This is a genomic window from Actinotignum timonense (genome assembly GCF_900155575.1).
In the GTDB taxonomy this organism is placed as follows: Bacteria; Actinomycetota; Actinomycetes; order Actinomycetales; family Actinomycetaceae; genus Actinotignum; species Actinotignum timonense.
Genome location: NZ_LT706981.1, coordinates 1 through 1,090, shown reverse-complemented (window position 1 = coordinate 1,090; position 1,090 = coordinate 1). Strand labels below are relative to the sequence as shown.

Below are 1,090 nucleotides of genomic sequence, written 5' to 3'. Positions count from 1 at the left end.
CACCCGGCCGCCGTGTTGGCGGCAGTGCCGCCTGCTTAGCCGGCGACCAGCACGTGCAGCTGGCGCGGACCGTGCACGCCCTCCACGCGGCTCAGCTCGATATCCGAGGTGGCGGACGGCCCGGCCACGAAAGTAATCGGCTGGCCATCGCGCACCGAATCCTGGAGCCGAGTCATCGCCTCGGGAGTATTGGATACCACCTGATCGGCACGCAGCACGCACACATGCGCATCGGGTACCAGAGTGAGCGCACGCCGGCCCTGGTCAGCGCGATGATCCATGGCGAAGGTGCCGGTATTGGCCACTCCGACAGCGGCCGCCGTCACCACTGCATCAATCTCGTTGAGTTGGCGGGCGCTCAGGTTATCGTCGTCGTATATCTGGAAACCATCCGCCGCAATAGCCGCGCGCCACGCGGAATCCAGCCCCGCGGGAAGCACCACGGAGCGCGCGCCAATCGCGTGCAGGTGCGCGACGATAGCCGCCGGGACCGCTTCCGGTTCCACCCGCTCCACCTCGGCCTTGTAATCGGCCACGAGCTCGAGGAAATAATCCACGATGTCGCCCTCGATGGCGGTGGGCTGGTTGTATTCCCAGCTGATCGCGGATTCTTCCGGATCCTGGCTGGGAACATCGCCGAGCGCGGAGCGAATCCGCGCGAAAATCTCATCACGTGCCGAGGTCATGACAGCTCCTCAGTGATCGGGCGGCCGAAAATATCAGGTGCGCAGGTCGGGTTCGGCGGCAGCTGCGGCAGTTTCGGAGCATTCGCCGGCGTGTTCTGCCCCGGCGCGCTCTGCCCCGCCGCGGGTGGAAGCTGCGGTAACTGCTGAGGGGTAGTTGGCGAATTGGCTGCGCCGTCGATCACACTCGGATCGCAACCGAGCTGACCCTGCAACTTCTTTTGCAACTCCTTCTGCATGTGCTTGAGCTGCCGCGCTTCGCGTTTCTTGCGCCGCGCGAACGTGGCGCGGGCGCTGTGCTTGGGCAGCATGGGGACGTCGCGGGCCCGCGTCCAGCGATGCACGCCGGGAATATGCCAATTCCCGATGTGATGCATGAACAGGCCCATGACGCGCCCGCCCACGCT

General features: G+C 65.6%; 1 protein-coding gene and 1 pseudogene. Both read right to left on the bottom strand.

The window, feature by feature from the left end; translation table 11 throughout:
* Positions 1–35: 35 nt before the first annotated feature.
* Positions 36–686: a LutC/YkgG family protein gene (locus CZ322_RS09735; RefSeq protein WP_087071230.1), complete on the bottom strand. Its 651-nt coding sequence runs from the start codon at positions 684–686 to the stop codon at positions 36–38.
* A pseudogene (locus tag CZ322_RS09730) lies at positions 683–1,090 on the bottom strand ((4Fe-4S)-binding protein); the annotation flags it as partial. The pseudogene CZ322_RS09730 and the gene CZ322_RS09735, both read right to left, overlap by 4 nt.